This window comes from Streptomyces sp. NPDC001920 (assembly GCF_053594495.1).
Genome location: NZ_JBSFEP010000012.1, coordinates 87,305 through 106,494, shown reverse-complemented (window position 1 = coordinate 106,494; position 19,190 = coordinate 87,305). Strand labels below are relative to the sequence as shown.

General features: G+C 69.6%; 15 protein-coding genes, 1 pseudogene and 1 riboswitch. Of the genes and pseudogenes, 9 read left to right on the top strand and 7 right to left on the bottom strand.

The features are described from left to right. Positions 1–35: 35 nt before the first annotated feature. The 4 genes from ACWCPI_RS21590 (at position 36) to mctP (ending at position 4,342) form a co-directional block, all read left to right on the top strand. Positions 36–2,174 carry a carbon starvation CstA family protein gene (locus ACWCPI_RS21590; protein ID WP_451039627.1) on the top strand — a complete coding sequence of 713 codons (2,139 nt, stop codon included), beginning with the start codon at positions 36–38 and terminating at the stop codon, positions 2,172–2,174. Then, the gene (locus ACWCPI_RS21585) at positions 2,146–2,343 is read left to right on the top strand and encodes a YbdD/YjiX family protein (RefSeq protein ID WP_451039626.1); all 198 of its coding nucleotides are present in this window, start codon (positions 2,146–2,148) and stop codon (positions 2,341–2,343) included. The genes ACWCPI_RS21590 and ACWCPI_RS21585 overlap by 29 nt, the downstream gene beginning before the upstream one ends. 128 nt (positions 2,344–2,471) lie before the next feature. Next, positions 2,472–2,735 carry a DUF3311 domain-containing protein gene (locus ACWCPI_RS21580; protein WP_451039625.1) on the top strand — a complete coding sequence of 88 codons (264 nt, stop codon included), beginning with the start codon at positions 2,472–2,474 and terminating at the stop codon, positions 2,733–2,735. After that, positions 2,732–4,342, top strand: a complete 1,611-nt coding sequence (gene mctP, locus ACWCPI_RS21575; RefSeq protein ID WP_451039624.1) for a monocarboxylate uptake permease MctP — start codon at positions 2,732–2,734, stop codon at positions 4,340–4,342. Before ACWCPI_RS21580 ends, mctP begins: the two co-directional genes overlap by 4 nt. 301 nt (positions 4,343–4,643) lie before the next feature. Here mctP and ACWCPI_RS21570 read toward each other — a convergent pair whose 3' ends face one another. Beyond that, the gene (locus tag ACWCPI_RS21570) at positions 4,644–5,234 is read right to left on the bottom strand and encodes a TetR/AcrR family transcriptional regulator (protein ID WP_451039623.1); all 591 of its coding nucleotides are present in this window, start codon (positions 5,232–5,234) and stop codon (positions 4,644–4,646) included. Between the two features lie 101 nt (positions 5,235–5,335). Here ACWCPI_RS21570 and ACWCPI_RS21565 point away from each other — a divergent pair, with 101 nt between their 5' ends. After that, positions 5,336–5,785, top strand: coding sequence for a VOC family protein (locus ACWCPI_RS21565; protein WP_451039622.1), 450 nt, complete (start codon positions 5,336–5,338; stop codon positions 5,783–5,785). 58 nt (positions 5,786–5,843) lie between these two features. On the opposite strand, the gene ACWCPI_RS21560 is transcribed toward ACWCPI_RS21565, so the two are convergent. Continuing rightward, the gene (locus tag ACWCPI_RS21560; RefSeq protein WP_451039621.1) at positions 5,844–9,458 is read right to left on the bottom strand and encodes an ATP-binding protein; all 3,615 of its coding nucleotides are present in this window, start codon (positions 9,456–9,458) and stop codon (positions 5,844–5,846) included. Between the two features lie 96 nt (positions 9,459–9,554). On the opposite strand from ACWCPI_RS21560, the pseudogene ACWCPI_RS21555 reads away from it, so the two are divergent. The 3 genes and pseudogenes from ACWCPI_RS21555 to ACWCPI_RS21545 form a co-directional block, all read left to right on the top strand. Then, positions 9,555–9,821: pseudogene (locus ACWCPI_RS21555) on the top strand (GNAT family N-acetyltransferase); the annotation flags it as partial. A gap of 52 nt (positions 9,822–9,873) precedes the next feature. Continuing rightward, positions 9,874–9,998, top strand: a riboswitch (cobalamin riboswitch). Between the two features lie 125 nt (positions 9,999–10,123). Continuing rightward, complete coding sequence (locus ACWCPI_RS21550; protein WP_451039620.1) at positions 10,124–12,493, top strand: ribonucleoside-diphosphate reductase subunit alpha; 2,370 nt, start codon at positions 10,124–10,126, stop codon at positions 12,491–12,493. Beyond that, positions 12,493–13,503: a ribonucleotide-diphosphate reductase subunit beta gene (locus ACWCPI_RS21545; protein ID WP_451039619.1), complete on the top strand. Its 1,011-nt coding sequence runs from the start codon at positions 12,493–12,495 to the stop codon at positions 13,501–13,503. Before ACWCPI_RS21550 ends, ACWCPI_RS21545 begins: the two co-directional genes overlap by 1 nt. Here ACWCPI_RS21545 and ACWCPI_RS21540 read toward each other — a convergent pair. After that, a complete protein-coding gene (locus ACWCPI_RS21540) occupies positions 13,416–13,655 on the bottom strand; it encodes a hypothetical protein (protein ID WP_451039618.1) in 240 nt (79 codons plus the stop codon). The two genes, ACWCPI_RS21545 and ACWCPI_RS21540, sit on opposite strands and share 88 nt — an antisense overlap. Positions 13,656–13,747: 92 nt before the next feature. On the opposite strand from ACWCPI_RS21540, the gene ACWCPI_RS21535 reads away from it, so the two are divergent. After that, positions 13,748–14,713, top strand: a complete 966-nt coding sequence (locus ACWCPI_RS21535; RefSeq protein WP_451039617.1) for a helix-turn-helix domain-containing protein — start codon at positions 13,748–13,750, stop codon at positions 14,711–14,713. Positions 14,714–14,744: 31 nt separating this feature from the next. On the opposite strand, the gene ACWCPI_RS21530 is transcribed toward ACWCPI_RS21535, so the two are convergent. From ACWCPI_RS21530 to ACWCPI_RS21515, 4 genes are all read right to left on the bottom strand, one after another. Then, on the bottom strand, positions 14,745–16,124 hold the full coding sequence (locus ACWCPI_RS21530; protein ID WP_451039616.1) for a bifunctional albaflavenone monooxygenase/terpene synthase: 1,380 nt from the start codon (positions 16,122–16,124) through the stop codon (positions 14,745–14,747). Next, positions 16,121–17,206 (bottom strand): epi-isozizaene synthase, encoded by a 1,086-nt coding sequence (cyc1, locus tag ACWCPI_RS21525; RefSeq protein ID WP_451039794.1) that lies wholly within the window; start codon positions 17,204–17,206, stop codon positions 16,121–16,123. Before cyc1 ends, ACWCPI_RS21530 begins: the two co-directional genes overlap by 4 nt. Before the next feature lie 258 nt (positions 17,207–17,464). After that, the gene (gene def / locus ACWCPI_RS21520; RefSeq protein WP_451039615.1) at positions 17,465–18,115 is read right to left on the bottom strand and encodes a peptide deformylase; all 651 of its coding nucleotides are present in this window, start codon (positions 18,113–18,115) and stop codon (positions 17,465–17,467) included. A gap of 74 nt (positions 18,116–18,189) precedes the next feature. Further along, entirely contained in the window at positions 18,190–19,170 is a 981-nt protein-coding gene (locus ACWCPI_RS21515; RefSeq protein WP_388801916.1) for a tetratricopeptide repeat protein, read from the bottom strand. Positions 19,171–19,190: the final 20 nt, after the last annotated feature.

Here is a 19,190-nt window from a genome sequence, read left to right as displayed (position 1 = left end):
TTCCTCCCGTCGCCGCATGGACGGGAGGCTCCCCGATGCGTACCGCGAACGTCCGCACCATCGCCGTCTGGACCCTGGTCGCGCTCGTCGGTGCCACCGGCTGGACCGTGCTCGCGCTCTCCCGCGGCGAGGAGGTCTCCGCGGCCTGGATGGTCGCGGCCGCCCTCGGCTCGTACGCGATCGCCTACCGCTTCTACGCCAAGTTCATCGCCGACAAGGTCCTGAAGGTCGACAGGACCCGGGCCACCCCCGCCGAACGCCTCGACAACGGCATCGACTTCCACCCCACCGACCGCCGCGTCCTGCTCGGTCACCACTTCGCCGCCATCGCCGGGGCCGGACCGCTCGTCGGCCCGGTCCTGGCCGCGCAGATGGGCTACCTCCCGGGGACCATCTGGATCATCGCGGGCGTCATCTTCGCGGGAGCCGTCCAGGACATGGTGGTGCTGTTCTTCTCGACCCGGCGCGACGGCAGGTCGCTGGGTCAGATGGCCCGCGAGGAGATCGGCCCGTTCGGCGGCGTGGCCGCGCTGCTCGCCACCTTCGCCATCATGATCATCCTGCTCGGCGTGCTGGCGCTGGTGATCGTCAACGCCCTCGCGCAGTCCCCCTGGGGCACCTTCTCCATCGCGATGACGATCCCGATCGCCCTGCTGATGGGCTTCTACCTGCGGGTCCTGCGGCCCGGGCGGGTCACCGAGGTCTCCCTCATCGGTGTGACGCTGCTGCTGTCCGCCCTGGTCGCGGGCCGCTGGGTCGCCGAGTCGTCCTGGGCCGACACCTTCACCCTCGCGCCCTCGACGCTGGTCGTCTGGATGGTGGCGTACGGCTTCATCGCCTCGATCCTGCCGGTGTGGATGCTGCTGGCGCCGCGCGACTACCTGTCCACCTTCATGAAGATCGGCACGATCGTATTGCTCGCGCTGGGCGTGGTCGTCGCGCTGCCGACGCTGAGGATGGACGCGGTCACGGACTTCGCCTCGCGCGGCGACGGCCCGGTCTTCGCGGGATCCCTGTTCCCCTTCGTCTTCATCACCATCGCCTGCGGCGCCCTGTCCGGCTTCCATTCGCTGATCTCGTCGGGTACGACGCCGAAGATGATCCAGAAGGAGACGCAGGTTCGGATGATCGGCTACGGCTCCATGCTGATGGAGTCGTCGGTCGCGGTGATGGCGCTGGTCGCGGCGAGCATCATCGACCCCGGCCTGTACTTCGCGATGAACGCACCCGCCGGGGTCATCGGCGACACCGTGCAGAACGCCTCGCAGGTGGTGGGCGGTTGGGGCTACCAGATCTCCCCCGAGGCGCTCGCACGGGCGGCGGAGAACGTCGAGGAGGCGTCCCTGCTCTCGCGCACCGGCGGCGCGCCCACCCTCGCGATCGGTGTCTCCGAGATCTTCTCCCAGGTCACCGGCGACGGCCTGCGGGCCTTCTGGTACCACTTCGCGATCATGTTCGAGGCGCTGTTCATCCTGACCGCGCTGGACGCCGGCACCCGCGTGGGCCGGTTCATGCTCCAGGACATGCTGGGCAACGTCTACCGGCCGTTCAAGAACGTCAGCTGGAAGCCCGGCCTGGTCCTCACCAGCGCGCTCGTGTGCGGTCTGTGGGGGTACTTCCTGTGGGTGGGCGTCCACGAGCCGCTCGGCGGCATCAACCAGCTGTTCCCGATCTTCGGCATCTCCAACCAGCTGCTCGCGGCCGTCGCCCTCGCCGTCTGCACGACGCTGCTGGTGAAGTCGGGGCGCCTGAAGTGGGCCTGGATCACCGGGATCCCGCTCGCCTGGGACGCCACGGTGACGCTCACCGCGAGCTGGCAGAAGGTGTTCTCCAGCGATCCGAAGGTCGGCTTCTTCAAGCAGCGCCAGGTCTTCCAGGACGCCATCGACCGCGGCGAGGTCCTGCCGCCCGCCAAGAGCATGGACGACATGCACACCGTGGTCACCAACTCCACGGTGGACGGCGTTCTTTCGGCCGTCCTCGCGCTCCTGGTCGTCGTGGTGATCGCCGACGCCGCGCGCGTCTGCGTCCGGCATGTGCGCCGGCCCGCCCTGTCCACGCTCAGCGAGGCACCGTACGTCGAGTCGAAGATCACCGCCCCGGCCGGGCTGTTCCCGACCAAGGAGGAGAAGGAGGAGGAACGCCGTGCGGTCGCTTCGTCAGGTCCTCGGTAGCGTCCGCTGGTACGTGCGTGAGCTGACCGACGAGTCGGCGTACGACCGCTATGTCGCGCACGTACGGCGTCAGCACCCGGACGCACGGGTGCCCTCGCGGCGCGACTTCGAGCGCATGCGGACCGACCGTCAGGAGGCGGACCCGCGCCAGGGCTTCCGTTGCTGCTGAGCGCCCCACCGTCGCGCACACCATTCCTCCACATCCGATATGCGGACGGGGTCTTCCGCTGTCGTCGCACCGTCACCTACATTGCCTGCGCGTTTCTCAGGTGATCAATGAGGGGACGGAGCCGTCAGATGTCAGATGCCCCAGAAGTGAACAGGGGGGTGGTGACCGCCGTGCGGGTGGTCATCGCGCTCTGCCTCGTGGCGCCGTTCGTGGCCATGCTGTGGGTCGGTTCGTACGCCAAGACCGATCCGGAGGTCGCCGGCATCCCGTTCTTCTACTGGTACCAGATGCTGTGGGTCGTGGTCTCCACGCTGCTGACGATGGTCGCGTACAAGCTGTGGCAGCGTGACCAGCGCTCCCGCACGTCCCAGAAGGGTGGTGCGTCGGAGTGAAGGACGGCGTGAACGGCGTCGCACTCGCCGTCTTCATCTTCTTCTTCCTGCTCGTCACGGTCATGGGCTTCCTGGCCGCGCGCTGGCGCAAGGCCGAGAACGAGCACAGCCTCGACGAATGGGGCCTGGGCGGGCGGTCGTTCGGCACCTGGGTCACCTGGTTCCTGCTCGGCGGCGACCTGTACACGGCGTACACCTTCGTCGCGGTCCCGGCGGCGATCTACGCCGCCGGCGCGGCGGGCTTCTTCGCGGTGCCGTACACGATCCTCGTCTACCCCCTGATCTTCACGTTCCTGCCCCGCCTGTGGTCGGTGTCCCACAAGCACGGCTATGTGACGACCTCCGATTTCGTGCGCGGCCGCTTCGGCTCCAAGGGCCTGTCGCTGGCCGTGGCCGTCACCGGTCTCCTGGCCACGATGCCGTACATCGCGCTGCAGTTGGTCGGCATCCAGGCAGTGCTCGACGTGATGGGCGTGGGCGGCGGCGAGACCACCAACTGGTTCGTGAAGGACCTGCCGCTGCTCATCGCCTTCGGCGTGCTGGCGGCGTACACCTACTCGTCGGGCCTGCGCGCCCCCGCCCTGATCGCGTTCGTCAAGGACACGCTGATCTACGTCGTCATCGCGGTGGCGATCATCTACATCCCCATCAAGCTGGGCGGGTTCGACGAGATCTTCGCCGCGGCGGGCGAGAAGTACACGAAGGCGGGGGCCGGCGGCCTGGTACCGCCGGAGGCGGGCCAGTGGACGTACGCCACCCTGGCGTTGGGCTCCGCGCTCGCGCTGTTCATGTACCCCCACTCGATCACCGCGACGCTGTCCTCCCGCAGCCGTGAGGTGATCCGGCGCAACACCACGATCCTGCCTCTGTACTCCCTGATGCTGGGCCTGCTGGCCCTGCTGGGCTTCATGGCGATCGCGGCCGGAGTCACGGTCACCAACCCCCAGTTGGCGATCCCGCAGCTCTTCGAGGACATGTTCCCCTCCTGGTTCGCCGGCGTGGCCTTCGCCGCGATCGGCATCGGCGCGCTGGTGCCGGCCGCCATCATGTCCATCGCGGCCGCGAACCTGTTCACCCGCAACATCTACAAGGACTTCATCAAGCCCGACGCCACGCCCGCCCAGGAGACCAAGGTCTCCAAGCTGGTCTCCCTGCTGGTGAAGGTGGGCGCCCTGGTCTTCGTCCTCACCATGGACAAGACGGTCGCGATCAACTTCCAGCTGCTGGGCGGCATCTGGATCCTGCAGACCTTCCCGGCCCTGGTCGGCGGTCTGTTCACCCGCTGGTTCCACCGCTGGGCGCTGCTCGCGGGCTGGGCGGTCGGCATGCTCTACGGCACGATCGCCGCGTACGGTGTGGCCTCGCCTACCCAGAAGCACTTCGGCGGCTCGGCGAAGGAGATCCCCGGCATCGGGGAGATCGGCTACATCGGCCTGACGGCGTTCGTCATCAACATCGTCGTCACGGTGGTCCTGACCTTCGTCCTGAAGGCGGCGAAGGCCCCCGAGGGCATCGACGAGACGAAGCCCGAGGACTACACGGCGGACGCCGGCGACCCCGGAGTGCAGGTCGAACTGCCCCCGGCGACGGCGGGCTCGTCCCACTGAGTGTTTCCGTGCCGACGGGCCGCCGGATCGATCCGGCGGCCCGTTGCCGTCGTGCTTGCCGTGCCCTTCCTGTCGCTCGTCGGCGAGGCGCGGACCGCGGCACCCGGGCCTTCCACGCCCTGATGCGCCTGGAGGTGGCGGCCGTGCCGATCCCGGACTGAGCGGCAGGTCTCCGAAGCCGCAGCCGGTGCCGTTGACGTCGGGGCGGCCGTCGGCCGGCATGGTCGGCCGACGGCCGCCTGCATGTACGGCAGTCACCCACCCGGCCGATCAAGCACGAGACGTCGTCACAGCCCCCAGGTCAACGATCGAGTCGCAACCCGTTCAGCAACCGGTCCAGGGCCTGCTCCGTCTGTTCCAGCGCCTGCGGACCCGCTGATCGGGCCAGCCACAACGCGGCCTCGTTCATCGCGCCCGAGAGCAGTCGCGCCAGCGGCTCCACCGGCTGGTCGGCGATGACTCCGGCCGCCACGAGGGCCTCCAGCGCCTCGGTCAAGTGCCGGGCGGAGGACTCCTCGTCCATGGCCCGCCATTCATCCCATCCGAGTACGGCCGGCGCGTCCATCAGCACGATTCGGCGCACCGTCGGATCGCGGCCGGCGGCGAGGAAGGCCCGGCAGCCGGCCTGCAGTTGCTCCCAGGGACCGTCGTACCGTTCGGCGGCCGCCGCGACCCGCTCACCGAGTTCTCGCTGCACCTCGGCCACCACGGCCCGAAAGAGCCCCGCCTTGCTCCCGAAATGGTGATAGGCCGCCCCCTTGGTGGCCCCTACCGCCTGCGCCACCTCGGCGAGCACCACGCCGTGATAGCCGTCGGCGGCGAACCTCCGTCGCCCCTCGGCCAGCAGTGCCCGTCGTGTCGCCGCCCGCTGCTCGGCCCTCGTGACAGCCATCCTCGGCCCACCCTCCGATTTCGCATACCCCCGGTATGCTACCGTCGATTTCACATACTCCGGGTATGCGAAATCGACGAACAGGCAGAGGGAGACAGGCCATGACGGTCAAGCTCGGCAGCTTCTACCCGGTGATCGCCACCCGCGATGTCGCCGCGTCACGCCACTTCTACGCCCGTCACCTCGGGTTCGAGGTGACGTTCGAGGCCGACTGGTACGTGAGCCTCCACCGCCCTGACGCCCCTCAGTACGAACTCGCCTTGCTCGACCACTCCCATCCGACCGTCCCCGAGGGGTACCGCGCCCCCCTCCAGGGCGGCCTGCTGCTCAACTTCGAGGTCGACGACGTCGATGCCGAACACCACAGGCTGGTCGGACAAGCGGGTCTGCCCGAACTCCTCTCCCTGCGGACGGAGGAGTTCGGGCAGCGCCACTTCATCGTCGCGGCGCCGGACGGCGTCATGATCGACGTCATCACCGTGGTTCCCCCGACCGACGAGTACGCCGGGCAGTACGCCGCCAAGCCCACCGAGCCTCGACAACTCCCTTGATCAGGGGACCTACGTCGTGCCAGGCGTCGCGGGGCAGGCGGGACTTTGCGGACACGACCTAGTCCCGCGTGCGCCGGGCCATCGCGCCCCAGAAACCGTCCAGTTCACGCACCCGCATGCTGACCCAGGGCGGGGTCTTCCTGCGCAGCCCCCTGGGCAGCCACCGCCGCACCCTGCCCGGCAACAGCGCCTGCTGCTGCCGGCAGAACGGCTCCCGGATCTCCCCCCTCGGCACACAGCCCCGGGGCGGATAGGGGCAGAGCTGGAACTTGCAGTCGGGCAGGCAGAAGGTGCCCGGCGTGGGCGGGTCCGAGATGCCGACCCGCAGGTCGGGCCGGAGCGGGCCCCGATCGCTGCGGATGCACGGCGGCAGCGACATACCCGGCTGCTCCGCGCGGGCCATGCGCTCCTCGACCTCGTCCGGGTGCCCGTCCCGTTCGATGAGGTTCAGCATCACCAGCACGTCGGCGACGAGGCGCTGGGCGCGTGCGTCGAGGGTGCTCCACCCGACCGAGGGCGGGATCCACAGACTGTGCCTGCGGTATCCCGCGGGGTTGCCGGTGCGCGCGCCGATGTTGTCGGCGACCCCCTTCTCGTCGATCCAGAGGAAGCGCTCGGGCTGTCCGGTCTCCAGCGCCAGCGCCACCAGGTCACCGGCCTCGGCGACGAAGGGGTGCAGGGCCCGTCGGGACGTCTCCGCGTCCGTATGGGGGTGGCCGGGTGGCCTGTTCACGGTGCCGGCCATCGACAGCCAGCGCTCCACGGTCTGCACGGCGGTCGCGCCGCCCATCGCCGGGGCCGGCTCCGGTGCCCCGGCGCGGTGGTCCCGGGTCCGCCGCGTCTCCTCGTCGTGCTCGTGGACGCTCGCGCTGTCCGGGAGCTCCCACAGACACAGCGCCTGGAGCAGGATGAGCTGCGAGTACCAGCACCGGGACTGCTGCAGCACGGTCTCCGCCTGGCGGATCAGGTCGGCACGACCGCCCGGGAACGCCTGCGGGTGCCGGATGCGCCGGTTGGCCGCGTACTTGAAGCCCTGGGCCAGCGCCGCTTCGAGGGCGAGGGGCAGGTCCGGGGTGCCGCCGGTGGCCTTCGGGTCGAGGTGGCGCAGCCACCTGGTGAGACGTTCCTGGGCCTCGTCGCGGTGCGCCTCGTCGACCGAGCCCAGCAGCATGGGGATCAGCCAGGCCCGCATCACGAACTCCCGGAACAGATCGACGCGCTTTCGGCGGTAGTCCTGGTTGAGCGCCCTGCGGTACTGCTGCAGGCGGCCGATACGCGCGGACCGCGCGCGTGAGGGAGGCGCGGCCCTCGCCGCCCCCATGCGCTGCGCCCACTTCTCGTACTCGTGCCGCTTCCAGGTCTTCAGCTCGCCGAGCCGGTCGTCGTACTCCTTGATGGGGTCGGTGTTCAGTCCGACCCGGGCACGGATCACGGCGAACGCCGCGTTGCCGCCGGTGCCGAACTCCTGGGCCGCGGCCAGGCGTATGGAGTAGTCGGGCTCCTGCACGCCGATCTCGAAGAGCTGCTCGTACAGCGGCGTGGTGTCGATCCGGTCCGAGACGCTCCGCAGCGCGGCCCCCAGCTGCTTGAGCAGCCTCAGTTTCGCGTCGTCGAGGGTGCGCCGGTCGCCCTTGAAACCGGCCCAGCTCCTGCGCACCCGTGCCACGATGTCGCCGAGCAGTCGCGGCTCGTCCTCCGCGCTCTCGACCTCCATGGCGGCCGCGTAGAGGTCCAGGGCCTTCGGGTCGTCCGTGCGGCGGTCGGCGGCCCGGCAGAGCCGGTGTGCCAGGGTGTGCCCGCGCACGGGTGACTGGCGGACCAGTTCCTCGATCTCCTTCTTCACCTCGGCGCGGACACCACCCGCGCGGGCCCGGAGCCTCGCCGCGCGCCGACGGGACAGCAGCACCAGGGCGATCAGCAGCTCGCGACTGGGGCCGGGCGGCTGCAGGGCGTGCTCGACGAGTTCGCCGGCGCCCCGCTCACCCAGGTGGTTCAGGACGCGGTAGCCGAAGTAGGCCTGCAGGATGCTGTGCGGGAACCTGACCCTGCGCTCGAAGCCCTCCACCAGGGCCAGCTTGTCCGCGTTGCTCGCGAAGCGGGCGAGGGCGGCCCGGCACTGGTCCATGTTCCCTTCACGCAGCCGCTTGCGCTCCTCCTCACCGAGCCGCTCGCACAGCGCGTCCCAGATCTGCTGGCGGTGCCACTCGGAGAAGACGTTGCCGCGTCTGCCGTACCGGTCGAAGGCGCGCCGGCTGGTCCACAGATGCTCGGCCCTGGCCTGCGCGCGCCGGGCCGGGCCCGGGTGGACGTCCGTGTCCAGCAGTTCCTCGAAGCCGACCTCCAGCTTGTCCTGGAGCAGGCCGACGCAGGCCAGCGCGGAGACCACCTCAAGGGTGTCACGGCGCTCCCGCGGCGTGAGTGCCACGTGCTCGCGCAGCCGGCCCCGGCACAGCGCCTGGTCCCATGTCTCCAGCAGCCACAGCCGCAGCGTGGCCCGGTCCCGGCTGCGGGTGTTCATGTGCTGCGGATCGGTGTCCGGCCGGTCGTGCTCCAGGGCTCCGTGACGGTGCAGTTCCCGGGCGATCTGGAGGTAGACGGGGGATTCGGTCACCTCCGCCGTCTCCACGATCCAGTCCACGCGGCGCTCGTCCGTCTCCGGGACGTGTGCCTGGACGAAGCGCAGCGCCTCCTCCTCGCTGAGCGGTTCCAGCTCCACGATCGCCGCCGAGGTGCTCTCCAGCGGGCTGTGCGGCCGTGAGGCGATCACGAGCGGCAGCTTCTCCTCGCGGGCGCGCTCGATGGCCCGCCGGATGATGTTGTCCCGGTTCTGCTCGTGACCGTCGCCGAGCAGGGCCTCCTCCAGTCCGTCGGCGATGACGACCGGCTTGTCGTCGGCGAGCAGCTGCTGCCAGACCCGGTCGATCTTGCCGCGCGCGAGGATGCCCCGGGGCGCCTCGTCGGCGAAGCGTTGCCTGGCCATGCGTTCGAAGTTCAGTTCGGTCCCGTCGGTCGCGTCCCGCAGCCGGATCGGCACGGGCACGGCGTTCTGCCGTGCCAGCAGTTCGGTGAGCCGGACCAGGACGGCGGTCTTGCCCACCCCGACCCCGCCGACCAGCAGATACGGCCTGCGGGTGTCGCGCTCCCGCAGCCGTTCGGCGATGACCTGGGCGACCTCCTCGCGGCCCACGATGTCGGCGGTGTCCGGGCCGGCGGTGGGCACCAGTCGGCGCGGATCGCCCCGCGCCTTCGCGAGGTAGCGCCGCTTGGTCCACCGGTACCACCAGAACAGGAAGAGGGTCGCGGCGACCGACGCGGTCAGTACCGGGCCGACGAAGCGCACGATGGTGTCGAACCCGTCGTTGCCCTCCCGCCACTGCTCGAAGCCCGTCGTGTTCTGCGAGATCAGGATGTACAGGCCCTCCACGCACCAGGCGAGCAGCGCGAGGACGGCCAACAGCCAGATGGCACGGGTGACGTTGGTGTAGGACACCGATCGGCGCCACTTCTTGGGGCGGGTGGTGCCGCGACGGGCCTCCAGACGGATCGTCAGCGCATGCCAGTGGCCCACGAATCCGCGCCTGACCCAGCTGCCGGCACGTCTCGGGGCCAGCGTCGCCATCGGCGCGTTGCGCGGCCGCTCCTTGCCGGGCGGGCGACGGACGACCCTCGTCATCATGCGTCTCCTTACGAGAGGGCTCTCGAACGGAGGGACCGCGGGCGCCGACACCTACCTCCATGGAATCACTCGCGGGACGGCACGCAACCCGGCCGCCCGCGCGAAAAGACGATCCGGATGCCCGCCCTCGACCGCGCGGCACACGGCCGGGGCACCGGGGAAGCGCTCGTGCGGGCCTGCATCGACCGCGCGAGGGCCACCGAGGGCCGCGCACGCATCGCCCTGGCGACCCAGCGCTCCATGCGCAGCGCCCACCGCGCCTACGAACGCCTGGGCTTCGTTCGCACACCCGAGCGGGACCGGAACCCGCTCCCCGAGCTCCTCGACCTCACTCTTCTCACCTACGAGTTGACGCTCTGAAACCACCGAGACACTACATCTGGGGGTGACACGACAGCCCGGCACAAGATGTATGCTCATGCTCGCTGTCGCCGCAGGGGAATCCGGTGCGAATCCGGAACTGTCCCGCAACGGTGTACTTGTGCATGTTTCGTGCACATGGTCAGTCCGAGGTCCTGCCGACAGCGCACCCGGCCGTCCGGCCGGTGTGCCCCTGACGTCCGGGCCTCGCGGAATGGGCCGGTGGACGCGACGCCGCGTGCGCTCGTGTGCTGCCCCCTGCCCTCGACGAGGCCCCCGTGCCGAGCGAGGGAGAGCCCCACGTGACCATCGCGCCAGCCGAACCGGCTTCAGCGGTCGAGCAGGAGAACGACGGTCCCGGTGCCGCGCTGCTGCGGACCCTGACCGAGCTGACCGCCGACCTCCCCGACGCCGACCCCGGCCGGGTCGCGGCCGCAGCGCTGCGGGGCCGGTCGTCCCGGGCCGACGAGGCGGAGCTGCGTGAGCTGGCCACCGAGGCGGCCGCCGGGCTCATCTCCGAGGACCCCGCCTACAGCAGACTGGCCGCCCGCCTGCTGACCATCTCCATCGCCGCCGAGGCCGCCTCGCAGGGCGTCACCGCCTTCACCGAGTCGGTGGCGGTCGGGCACCGCGAGGGCCTCATCGCCGACCGGACCGCCGACTTCGTACGGATCCACGCGGCCCGCCTCGACGCGCTCGTCGACCCGGCCGCCGACGACCGCTTCGGCTACTTCGGCCTGCGCACCCTGCACAGCCGCTACCTCCTGCGGCACCCCCTCACGCGCAAGGTCGTCGAGACGCCCCAGCACTTCATGCTGCGCGTCGCCGCCGGTCTCGCCGAGGACGACACCCCCCGCTCCGTCGACGAAGTCGCCGCGCTCTACGGGCTCATGAGCCGCCTCGACTACCTCCCCTCCTCCCCCACCCTGTTCAACTCCGGCACCCGGCACCCCCAGATGTCGTCCTGCTACCTCCTCGACTCCCCCAAGGACGAGCTGGACTCCATCTACGACCGCTACCACCAGGTCGCCCGGCTCTCGAAGCACGCGGGCGGCATCGGTCTGTCGTACTCCCGCATCCGCTCCCGGGGTTCGCTGATCCGCGGCACCAACGGCCACTCCAACGGGATCGTCCCGTTCCTGAAGACGCTCGACGCCTCGGTCGCCGCCGTGAACCAGGGCGGCCGGCGCAAGGGCGCGGCCGCGGTCTACCTGGAGACCTGGCACTCCGACATCGAGGAGTTCCTGGAGCTGCGCGACAACACCGGTGAGGACGCCCGGCGGACGCACAACCTCAACCTCGCGCACTGGATCCCGGACGAGTTCATGCGCCGGGTCAACGCCGACGAGCAGTGGTCCCTGTTCTCGCCGTCGGACGTGCCGGAACTGGTCGACCTGTGGGGTGCGGAGTTCGACGCGGCGTACCGCGAGGCGGAGGCGGCGGGGCTCGCGAAGAAGACCATCCCGGCCCGTGACCTGTACGGCCGCATGATGCGCACCCTCGCGCAGACCGGCAACGGCTGGATGACGTTCAAGGACGCCGCCAACCGCACCGCCAACCAGACCGCCGAGCCGGGCCATGTCGTCCACTCCTCCAACCTCTGCACGGAGATCCTGGAGGTCACGAACGACGGCGAGACGGCGGTCTGCAACCTGGGGTCGGTCAACCTGGGCGCCTTCGTGCACGACGGCGACATCGACTGGGAGCGCCTCGACGCCACCGTCCGCACCGCGGTCACCTTCCTCGACCGGGTCGTCGACATCAACTTCTACCCGACCGAGCAGGCGGGCCGTTCGAACGCCAGGTGGCGGCCGGTGGGCCTGGGCGCGATGGGGCTGCAGGACGTCTTCTTCAAGCTGCGGCTGCCCTTCGACTCCGCCGAGGCCAAGCGGCTCTCCACGCGGATCGCCGAGCGCATCATGCTGGCGGCGTACGAGGCGTCCGCCGACCTGGCCGAGCGCAACGGCCCCCTTCCGGCCTGGGAGAAGACGCGTACGGCCCGGGGCGTGCTGCACCCCGACCACTACGACGTGGAACTCACCTGGCCGGAGCGCTGGGCGGCGCTGCGCGAGCGGATCGCCACGACCGGCCTGCGCAATTCGCTCCTCCTCGCCATCGCGCCCACCGCCACCATCGCGTCCATCGCCGGCGTCTACGAGTGCATCGAGCCGCAGGTCTCCAACCTGTTCAAGCGCGAGACGCTGTCCGGCGAGTTCCTCCAGGTCAACTCCTACCTGGTGCACGACCTGAAGCAGCTGGGCGTCTGGGACGCCCGTACCCGTGAGGCGCTGCGCGAGTCCAACGGCTCGGTGCAGGGCTTCGCCTGGATCCCCGAGGACGTGCGCGCCCTCTACCGCACCGCGTGGGAGATCCCGCAGCGCGGCCTGATCGACATGGCGGCGGCCAGGACCCCGTTCCTCGACCAGTCCCAGTCCCTGAACCTCTTCCTGGAGACGCCGACCATCGGCAAGCTCTCCTCGATGTACGCGTACGCCTGGAAGTCGGGCCTGAAGACGACGTACTACCTGCGCTCGCGCCCCGCGACCCGTATCGCCCGCGCGGCACAAGCCCAGGCTCAGCCCGAGAAGACCATCCCCGTGCAGCAGGCCGCCGAGCCCGACGCCGTCGCCTGCTCCCTGGAAAACCCCGAGTCCTGCGAGGCCTGCCAGTAATGCCCAGCAACCAGAACCTGCTCGACCCCGGCTTCGAGCTGACTCTGCGCCCCATGCGCTACCCGGACTTCTACGAGCGCTACCGGGACGCCATCAAGAACACCTGGACGGTGGAGGAGGTCGACCTCCACTCGGACGTCGCCGACCTCGCCAAGCTCAGCCCCGCCGAGCAGCACCTCATCGGCCGTCTGGTGGCCTTCTTCGCGACGGGTGACTCGATCGTCGCGAACAACCTGGTGCTGACGCTGTACAAGCACATCAACTCCCCGGAGGCGCGCCTGTATCTGTCGCGCCAGCTGTTCGAGGAGGCCGTGCACGTCCAGTTCTATCTGACGCTGCTGGACACCTACCTGCCCGACCCGGAGGACCGCGCCGCCGCCTTCGCGGCGGTGGAGAACATCCCCTCCATCCGCGAGAAGGCCGGGTTCTGCTTCAAGTGGATGGACTCGGTGGAGAAGCTGGACCGGCTGGAGTCCAAGGCCGACCGGCGTCGCTTCCTGCTGAACCTGATCTGCTTCGCCGCGTGCATCGAGGGCCTGTTCTTCTACGGCGCCTTCGCGTACGTCTACTGGTTCCGCAGCCGGGGCCTGCTGCACGGCCTCGCCACCGGCACCAACTGGGTGTTCCGCGACGAGACGATGCACATGTCCTTCGCCTTCGACGTCGTGGACACCGTCCGCAAGGAGGAGCCGGAGCTCTTCGACGACCAGCTCCAGCAGCAGGTGACCGACATGCTGCGGGAGGCCGTCGAGGCCGAGCTGCAGTTCGCGCGCGACCTGTGTGGTGACGGCCTCCCGGGCATGAACACCGACTCGATGCGGCAGTACCTGGAGTGCGTCGCCGATCAGCGTCTGACGCGCCTCGGCTTCGCTCCGGTGTACGGCTCCGAGAACCCCTTCTCCTTCATGGAGCTCCAGGGTGTTCAGGAGCTGACCAACTTCTTCGAGCGGCGTCCGTCGGCGTACCAGGTGGCGGTGGAGGGCACCGTCGACCTGGACGAGGACTTCTGAGTCCGTTCCTTGTCGCGCTCCTGGGCCTCCCTGATCTGGCGGTCGATGCGCCGGTCGTGCACGATCCCGATCACTGACGGGAGGATCAGGAGGGCGAACATGCCGAGCACGGCGACCATGGCGAGCAGTCCTTCTGTCTGTGCGGTAGTCATGACACCACTGTCGCGTCGGACACTCCTTACGAACAGTGGCAGGACTGCCGTAGACCCTCGATTTACTGCCAGTGGCGAGGCACACTGGCAGCATGCTGAGGAACGTGGTCGCCGTCCTGCTCGACGGTGTGCATCCCTTTGAATTGGGTGTCGTGTGCGAGGTTTTCGGCATCGACCGTAGTGACGAGGGGTTGCCCACCTATGATTTCGCCGTCGTCTCGGCCGAAGGGCCGACGCTGGGAACGCATGTGGGCGGGCTCTCCGTCTCCACGCCGTACGGTCTGGAGCGGCTGGAGACAGCCGACCTGATCGCCGTGCCGGCCGGCAGCGGCTACGTCACCCGTGACTATCCGCCCCGGCTGCTGGACGCCCTGGTCAGGGCTGTCGACCGGGGCGCGCGCGTGCTCAGCGTGTGCTCCGGCGCCTTCGTGCTGGGCGCGGCCGGGCTCCTGGACGGGCGGCGGTGCAGTGTGCACTGGCGGCAGGCCGAGGAGCTGGCACGGCGCAACCCGAAGGCGGTGATCGAACCGGACGTGCTCTACGTCGACGAGGGCTCGGTGATCACCAGCGCCGGCACCGCCGCCGGCATCGACGCCTGTCTGCACATCGTGCGCCAGGAGCAGGGGCCCGAGGTCGCCAACAAGATCGCCCGGCGCATGGTGGTGCCGCCGCACCGGGACGGCGGGCAGGCCCAGTACATCGAGCGCCCGCTGCCCCGCTCCTCGTGCGACACGGTCGGTGAGGTGCTGGCGTGGATGGAGCGGCACCTCGACGAGGAGGTCACCGTCGAGCAGCTCGCCGAGCGCGCGCACATGTCCCCGCGCACCTTCGCCCGCCGCTTCCAGCAGGAGACCGGCACGACTCCCTACCGCTGGCTCCTGCGCCAACGGGTTCTGCTGGCGCAGGAGTTGCTGGAGGTGACGGACGAGACGGTGGACGCGATCGCCGGTCGGACCGGGTTCGGTACGGCGGCCGCGCTGCGGCACCAGTTCGTACGGGCGCTCGGGACGACCCCGAACGCCTACCGGAGGACCTTCCAGGGGCCGGCCGCCGCCTGAACCGGCCCCTCGAACCGCCCGGCCCCCGGCACTAGTGCCGGGGCAGCGGCCTCAGCAGCAGTTCGTGCGGGTGCAGCGTGATACCCACCCGGGTCGCGTCGTTCGAACCGGGCACCTGCTCGAACCGGTACCTGGCGGACAGCGCCGCCGTGAGCAGCGTCAGCATGGCCATGGAGAAGTGGTCGCTCGGGCATTTGCGGTTGCCGACCCCGAACGGACTCATGGCGTATTTGGGCACTTCCTTGGCACGCTCCGGAAGCCAGCGGTCCGGGTCGAACCGGAGGTGGTCCGGGTACGACTTCGGGTCACGCTGGACGGCGTAGGGGCTGTAGACGATGTCGGCCCCGGCTGGAATGCGATAGCCACCGAGGGATGTGTCGGCCACCGCTCGCCGCGTCAGAATCCAGATCGCCGGGCGCAAACGCATCGCCTCCACGACGACATTGTTCGTGTACCCGAGCTTGCGGACGTCCTGGAATGCCACAGGACGGCCACCGGTGACGGATTCGACCTCCGCACACACCTTGTCGGCGTGTTCCGGGTGGTCCGCGAGGACATGAAGCAGCCACATGATCGTGGAGGCCACGGTTTCGGCGCCCGCGGTGAGTATCGCGACGACCTGATCGTGGATCTCCTGCTCCCCGATCGGGTCGCCTTTCTCGTCCTCGGCCTCCAGCAATGCCGTCAGCAAATCGTCCGGCTTTTGACCGGATGCCCGGCGTTCGGCGACGATCTCGTCGACCAGGAGATGGAAATCGGCCAGAGCCCGGTTGAATGCGCGGTTGGCCGGGAGGGGCAGCTTGTAGAGCGGCCCGAGCGGGATCACCATCCGCCGGTACATGCCACGGAAGAGGGTGTCGAGCGCGGCGCACAGCCGCTCGGCCCGCACGTCCATGTAGGCGCCGCGCAGCAGACAGCGGGCCGCGATCCGCACGGCGATACGGAAGGACTCGGAGGTGCACTCGATCGTCTCGCCGGGTTTCCAGCGCTCGGTCAGCCCATGCGCCTCCTCCTCCATGATCGGCCCGTACCCGGGTATCGCGTCGAGCCGGAAGGCGGGCTGGATGGTGCGCCGCTGGCGGCGGTGCCGGGGGCCGTTGGCCGTGGCCACGCCCTCCTTGCCGAGCAGGCCTTCCAGGGACTCCCACAGCGGTCCGGCGATCTCGAAGTCGGTGCTCAGCGCCAGCGCGCCGGTGAGGTCCGGGGTGGTGACGGCGTACACCGCCTTCGGACCTAGCTTGATACGTACGACGTCGCCGTGCTCCCGGAGCGCGGTCATGAAGGCCAGCGGATCACGGACCAGCTTCCAGCCGTGGCCGAGAAGCGGAACCCCACCGCCGGCAAGGGGCGGTTCCCGCAGCTCCGAAGACGAACGGGGCCGGTCTTCGGGCTTCACGGACTCGACGGTCATTTCCCACCTGCCGCTTCGTCGCTGACGTACGGGGGCGTGGACCGGTCGTCCCAGTTGTCGATCCGGTACCGGCCGGACTCGTGGTGGAACCAGTAGACCGAGCTGAACCAGTTGCGCATATTGCCGACGCAGGCCCGCACGGCGGCACCGAGTTCCTTTCCGCGGACGGTGCCGTCGGCCAGGGAGTCGGCGAATTCCAGGGCGTCCCGCTCGGCGTCCAGGAAGTCGCAGACACAGGTCTCGGCGCGCCGCCTGACTTCTGCCACCGCCTCTTCCAGAGTCAGCCCCTCATGCACGACGAGACTGATTCCGAGATTGTGCACCTCATCCCCCGCGATTTCCTTCGGGAGCGAGCACAGATCGTTGTACCAGGCGGCGAATTCCTGACTGAGTAATGCCGCCCGCCGATATGCCGGATGTTTTCGCACACCGTCCGGGAGTTCCAGCTCGGCGCTCGGCTCCAGCAGGTCGGTCCAGATCCGGTGCGCGAAGGTGAGCCTGCGCAGTGCGAGGTATTCCGCGACGGTGGGAATACGCCCCTCGGTGCGGTTGCGGAATTCCCGGTCGTACGCCTCGATCACCGCGTGGAAATGCCGGGCGAACCGGGCGTTCCAGGTGCGGGGCAGGAACGAGTACAGCCGCACCATGCTGTCGGCGAGCCCCGCGACCAGCGGGTCGCCGTGGCGCAGATGGTCCCCGGGGGAGTCGAGGGCCGCGTGCAGCCGCAGGCGCAGCCGTCGCCAGGCGGCCCGGCGGTGGTGGACGACGTCCCGGTCGTGCCGGTCGTCCCAGACGAAGAACCATGCGCTGTAGTCCGCGATCGCCTGGAGGACGTTGTCGGGGGCTCCGATGTAGTACCCCGCCATGAGGTCCGTATAGCAAAGGCCGTCGGCATATTCTTCAACCTTGTCGGCCGGCATCAGCCGCTTTTCGAGGAGCCAGGTGCGGGTCTTCTCCTGGAGTCTGGGCCAATACGGGTGGAGCCGCCTGGGAAACGCCGTTTCGATCACCGGGAGAGAGAGCGCTGGTGGTACCGCGACCGCCGTCGGTGTCGATGTGGTGCCCTGTGGGAAAGCATGCACGAACAAACCCCTCTCAGCCCGCCGCCTGCGCACGCGGTCCCGCTGTGCCGGGCGTGCGCCGTTGCGTATCCCCGCACTTCCATTCAGCACCACAACTGACTGATCTGGGAACGCATTTGCTTCATTCACTACCCCCCAGGATCGGTATCTGCGGGTACGGGATCGAACGTGCGACGGACATGCGAACGGCGCCCGCCCAGGACGAGGGTCCTGAACGGGCGCCGTACGTAAGCGACTTGAGAGGGCTTCGAGCGAACCTCAGTCGTTGGCGACCACGGGGTAGCGGGGCTCGTTCTCGGCCATCTGCCGCAGCGCGTCCTTGCGCTCCCGCTTGGAGAGGCGGTCGATGTAGAGGTAGCCGTAGAGGTGATCCGTCTCGTGCTGCAAACACCGCGCGAAGTAGCCGGTGCCACGCACCTTGATCGGGTTGCCCTTCTCGTCCTGCCCGGTCACCTCGGCGTAGTCGGGGCGGGCCAGCGGCGCGTACGCCGTCGGCACGGACAGGCAGCCCTCGTTGCTGTCGTCGAGGCGGCGCCGGTCGGCGGGCAGGTCGACCAGCTTCGGGTTGCAGACCACGCCGACGTGCCGCACGCCCTGGTCGTCCTGGCAGTCGTACACGAAGACCTTCAGGTCGACGCCGATCTGGTTGGCGGCGAGGCCCACGCCCTCGGCGGTGCGCTGCGAGGCGAACATGTCCGCCACCAGCTGGTCCAGCTCCGCGCCGAACTCGGTGACGTCCTTGCACTCCTTGTGCAGCACCGGGTTCCCCACGACAGTGATCGGCCGCGAGGTGCCGCGCTCACGCCAGGCGTTCTCCCGCTCCTCCGCGTCCTCGGTGTCGACGACGAAGCCCTCGTCGTCCACGGGGAGCACGCCCGCGTGCTGCTGCTCGGTGTCCTGCTGGGCCATGGCCTACGGATCGCCTTCCTGCACAAACAAAGGAAAAAGGGGGATGTGATGCTGATACAGGGTACGGCGAATCCTCAGCAGACCTCTTCGAGGTCCCGCCAGTCCCTGGAGTCCGGGCTGTCCGCCACCCAGCCGTCCAGCAACCCCCGCACCAGCGAGGGCGGCGCCGCGACCCCGCACTCCCGCTCCGGCACCCACAGCTGCCCGTCGGTCCGATGTCCCAGCGGCCCGGGGTGACCCGGCTCACTGTGGTCATGCGGATCCAGGTGCTCGCCGTCACCCTCGTCGGACGGCATCCGCGACTCGGAGCACATCCGGCACAGCAGCCGTACCGACGACGACCAGTCCTCCGCGGCGAAGCCGGCGTCGGCCGCGAGCTGCTCCAGGGCGTCCCGGTCGGCCTCCGTCGCCGCCTCCAGGAGGACCACCCAGGTGGGCACCGGCGAGGGCGCCCACAGCTCGATCTCGTCGAAGACCGGATAGGCGTGCCCGGACGACGTGGTCCGCTCCCCGTGGGGCACCCCGTCGTGCAGCACGACCTCGCCCCAGCGCCGCCCGGACGACGGCAGCGGGATCGACAGCACCTCGATACGGGCCGGGTCGAGGCGCCGCCCCCACACCACCTCGGCCTCACCCTCGGGTGACAGCCGTACGGCGGCGCTGCCGAGGTCCATCCCGAGCGGCTCACCGGACTCGGTGGCCCCGCCGGGCACCCGCAGCCCGTACGCCTGCCAGGCGCGCCGGGCCAGCGGCCAGTCCTGCAGGGCTGTGGCCGCGATGCCCACGTTCCACCAGTCGGGCGCCCCGGTCTCGCGGTCGAGCAGCGCCACCGCACGCAGCCCCGCCGCGCGGGCCTGCTCCCAGTCGTGCCGGAACTTGTGCAGCAGCGCGAGGTTGAACCAGGACTCCGACAGCCAGGGCTCCAGATCGGCGGCCCGCGTCAGCAGCGCGCCCGCGTCCTCGTACCGGCCGTCACCGATCAACGTGAACGCCCGGTCGGTGGCCTGCCGCCAGGAGGCGGAGGGCCGGTGCCGTCCCTTGCCGAAGATCCTCACGATTCCCGCCTGCCAGTTCC